We start from the raw sequence: 3,627 nt of genomic DNA, 5'->3' as shown, positions 1-3,627 counted from the left end.
GCCTAAACCCGATCGGTGCCGGTCGGAGCTCCGCCTCTGCCGAAACGGCCGAGTCCTCAACGTCATTCGCCGGCGACGGCTAGGTTGGTACCGCAAGCACTCCCAGCCTCAGAGGTGAGCGATGACTGACACGTCGAGGGAAACCATGAACGCCTGGGCCGTCGGCGAACCCGGTCCCATCGAAACCGGCCCACTGAGCTTCGGCCGCAAACCAGTGCCGCGGCCCGAGGCGGATGAGTTGCTCGTGCGGGTGGAGGCATGCGGGGTGTGCCGCACCGATCTGCACATCAGCGAAGGTGATCTCGTCCCCCATCGCGCGCGGGTCACGCCCGGCCACGAGATCGTGGCGACGGTGGCGGAACTCGGCGCCGAGGTGTCCGGGCATGCGGTCGGCGACAAGGTCGGCGTCGCGTGGCTGCGCCAGACGTGCGGAAGGTGCCGTTACTGCCTGCGGGGCGCGGAGAATCTCTGTCCGTACTCGCTGTACACGGGGTGGGACGGGGACGGTGGATACGCCGAATACTGCACCGTGCCAGCCGCATTCGCGTATCGCCTTCCCACTGGTTATGACGACGTCGAGCTGGCACCGTTGCTGTGTGCGGGCATCATCGGTTACCGCGCACTACAACGAGTCAGCCTCCCCAAAAGCGGGCGTCTCGGCATCTACGGTTTCGGTGGCAGCGCGCACCTCACGACCCAGGTCGCCATCGCGCAGGGCGCGACCGTGCACGTAATGACCCGCGGTGCGCAGGCCCGGCGGCTGGCCCTCGATCTGGGCGCCGCCTCGGCAACTGGGGCCTACGACTCGGCGCCAGAACCCTTGGACGGCGCCATCCTGTTCGCGCCGGTCGGTGATCTCATACCGGTCGCGCTGCGCGCCCTCGACCGCGGCGGCATCCTGTCGATCGCCGGCATTCACCTCAGTGACGTGCCCGCGCTGAACTACGAACGAGAACTGTTCTACGAACGCGAGATCCGCAGTGTCACCGCCAATACCCGTGCCGACGGTGAGGCGTTCCTACGGTTCGCTGCCGATCACCACCTGCAGGTGACCACCCACCAATACCCGCTCGCTCAGGCGCAGCGGGCACTGCAAGATCTCAAGGCGGGCCGATTCGACGGCGCCGCAGTGCTGCGCACCGCCGGCTAGACCGAACGCCGTGATGCCACGTTCGGTGCTCGACTCAGCCCGACCGCGACGGGTTCCCCGCCAGCGAAGCCTGACCGCGCTCAGCCTCCATGACTGAATCTCGCCGCGCGTCTGTGGATCCGGTGTTCGACGCCACGCGTGCGGTGTGGTTGCCCGTGCAAGTGCAGAGGGTCGGAGTAGAACACCTTCTTGGTCGCCTCCACGAGGACCAGGTAGGCGATGGTCAGCACCACGAGAGCGGAGAAGAACAACCACGGCAGTGGCGTGAAGCCCAGCGTGGGGGCCAGCGGAGACAGCGTCAACGCCACCCCGACGCCGATCACCACAAGTGTCGCCACCAGCAGAACGCCCCCAGGCCTGCTGCGGTAGAACGGGATCCGGCGGGTGCGGATCGCGAAGATGATCAACGTCTGGGTCGCAAGGGATTCGACGAACCACCCGGTGCGGAACTCGACCGGACCGGCATGCAAGGCGCCCAACATGAGCCCGAAGGTCAGGAAGTCGAACAGCGAGCTGATAGGCCCGAACGTGAGCATGAAACGGCGGATGAACGCGATGTTCCAGTGCGCGGGGGCGTGGAGCTGCTCAGCGTCGACTCGATCGGTGGGGATCGCGAGTTGGGAGCTGTCGTAGAGGAGGTTGTTCAGCAGAATCTGACTGGGCAGCATCGGCAGGAAGTTCAACACCGCGGAGGCTGCTGCAGCACTGAACATGTTGCCGAAATTGCTGGATGTACCCATCAGCACGTACTTGATGGTGTTGGCGAAGATACGGCGCCCTTCCGCCACGCCGGCGGCCAAGACCCCGAGATCCTTCTCCAACAGGACCACGTCGGCCGCGTCCTTGGCGACATCGGTGGCGGTGTCCACAGAGATGCCCACGTCGGCTGCGTGCAACGCGAGCGCGTCGTTGACGCCGTCGCCAAGGAAACCCACCGACCGCCCGTGTCGCCGTGCCGAGGTGATCAGTCGCGCCTTCTGCTCGGGGGAGATCCTCGCAAAGATGGTGCAGTTCTGCACTTTGTCGTCGAAGGCGGCATCATCGAGTGACTCCAATATTGCCCCGGTGACGGTGCCCTTGGAGGCTAATCCAAGTTCGGCGCAGACCTTTTCGGCGACCTGCGCATTGTCGCCGGTGGCGACCTTGACCTCGATGCCCAGTGCCGCCAGCATCGTCAGCGAATCCCGAGCGGCGGCCTTCGGCTCATCGGCGAAAACCAGAAACCCCTCCAGCGTCAGACCCGACTCGTCGTCAGCGACGATGGCCGACAGCTCTGGCGCCGACTTGCTGGCGACGGCCACGACGCGGCGTCCGTCGGCGAACAAACCGGCGAGCGTTGATCCTGCCGAATCCGGCACGGCGACGCAATGGGCCATCACCTGCTCCGGCGCCCCCTTGACCACCAGCACCCGTTGATCGTCGAAGCCGACCAGCGCCGACGCCGCCCGGCGGGTGTGATCGAACGGTAGTGTCGCAACGAGGGGAAGGTCCTCCGTCGCGAGATCTGCACCACGCGGCGATTCCCACAGTGCGGCGTCCAACGCGTTTCCCGACGCTGCCCCCTTCGCGCGATCCGAACCAGTTGCCAACAGCCCCAACCGCAGCACCTGGTCAGCGGACCGTCCACCGGGGTCCACCGCGCTCACCAGGGTGAGGTGCCCGTCGGTCAGGGTTCCCGTCTTGTCGGTGATCAGCACATCGATGTCGCCGAGATCTTCGATGCACACCAGCCTCTTGACCAAGACCTTGAGCTTGGCGAGTCGGCCCGCCCCCGTCGCCAGGCTGGTGCTGACCACGGCGGGGAGGAGCTGCGGGGTGATACCGACTGCAATCGCCAACGCGAACAGGATGGAGTCGATGACGGGCCGCCGCAGCATCAGATTGCTGATCAATATGACGGCAGTCAAGGTCAGCGCCACCCACAACAAGAGGTAGGAAAAGCGGCGCAGGCCGACCTGGAAGGCGGTCTCTGGTTGTCGCGATCCGAGACCGGCGGCAATGCGCCCGAACTGCGCGTCGGCCCCGGTCGCGTACACGACCCCACACCCGTTCCCTGCGCTGACAATTGTGCCCATGAACGCCAGGTTGACCGAATCCGTCAGCGCCACATCATGCGTCGTCGGTTCCGAGGACTTCTCGGCTGCGGTCGACTCACCGGTCAGGATGCTCTCGTTGCACTCCAGACCGGACACTTCGATCAGACGCAGGTCCGCGGGGACCACCTCGCCAAGTTCGAGCCGGACCACGTCGCCCGGCACCAAGGCGGTCACGTCCACCGAGTCGAAGTCTCCGTCTCGGCGGACCACAGCGGTGTGGTGGAGGCTCGAATGCAACTGTGCGGCAGTCCGTTCAGCCCGATACTCGTTGAAGAAGCCCAGCCCGACACTGGCCAAGAGGATCACGCCGATGATGACCGCCTGCGTACCGTCGCCGAGGAAGAACGACAACACTGCGGTGGCCGCCAAGAGCACAAGAAG

At 65.6% G+C, this 3,627-nt stretch carries 2 protein-coding genes; one reads left to right on the top strand and one right to left on the bottom strand.

What is annotated here, in order from left to right; translation table 11 throughout:
• Nucleotides 1-145: 145 nt before the first annotated feature.
• Nucleotides 146-1,150, top strand: coding sequence for a zinc-binding alcohol dehydrogenase family protein (locus ACRDUX_RS32175; RefSeq protein WP_526420125.1), 1,005 nt, complete (start codon nucleotides 146-148; stop codon nucleotides 1,148-1,150).
• An 80-nt stretch (nucleotides 1,151-1,230) separates the two neighbouring features.
• Here the strand turns inward: ACRDUX_RS32175 and mgtA are convergent.
• A partial coding sequence (gene mgtA, locus ACRDUX_RS32170; RefSeq protein ID WP_526420123.1) for a magnesium-translocating P-type ATPase occupies nucleotides 1,231-3,627 on the bottom strand: 2,397 nt, incomplete at its 5' end.

Source organism: Mycobacterium sp., from assembly GCF_050701675.1.
GTDB lineage: Bacteria > Actinomycetota > Actinomycetes > Mycobacteriales > Mycobacteriaceae > Mycobacterium.
The sequence above is the reverse complement of the archived record's forward strand: the minus strand, read 5'-3'. Positions and strand labels throughout refer to the sequence as shown.

Bases quoted from the DNA above. Each gene is read 5' to 3' on its own strand.
- ACRDUX_RS32175 (WP_526420125.1), top strand. From the start codon at position 146: ATGAACGCCTGGGCCGTCGGCGAACCCGGTCCCATCGAAACCGGCCCA.